1 protein-coding gene is annotated in these 464 nt (G+C 62.7%); it reads right to left on the bottom strand.

Translation table 11 applies throughout. The features are described 5' to 3' along the window. Positions 1–464: DUF6531 domain-containing protein (locus ACW9HX_RS29145; RefSeq protein ID WP_457383221.1), on the bottom strand; the 464-nt coding region annotated here is incomplete at both ends.

Raw genomic sequence — 464 nt, 5'->3', positions numbered from 1 at the left:
CCCCGTTATCCAGCCGCTGAATCCGGTCGGAAAGATCCCGATGCACCGTCAGACGATTGCCGTAGGCATCACTGATGAGCGTCAGACGCCCAGCCCGAAAGTGATAAAACCGCGCCGCCTCACCCGCCAGCGCAACGATCAGCTCCTCCGGTTCATCCCCGAGAAAGATCGCCGCCCGCGACAAACTGTTGTGAATCGCCGGCCGCTCGACATTCGGCAACGGAAACCGCGTGCGCCGGTTCTCATGGTCAACCCAGACCACGCCGTCGCCCTCGACCTCCAGCCGATGCGCCAGCGAATGACTCCAGCCAAACCCCAGCCCGACATCGATCTGGGCGGCACTGGTGCGGTACAACCGACTGAACTCGAACGGCAGCAAGCCATCGAGCACGCCATCGGTCAGGGTCAACAGCTCTTCGCCGGTGACCATCGACACTGGACAACCGTTGGTGCAGGTCAGCGCT

Source organism: Pseudomonas sp. SDO52101_S400, from assembly GCF_054071635.1.
This window is presented reverse-complemented; position numbering and strand designations above follow the sequence as displayed.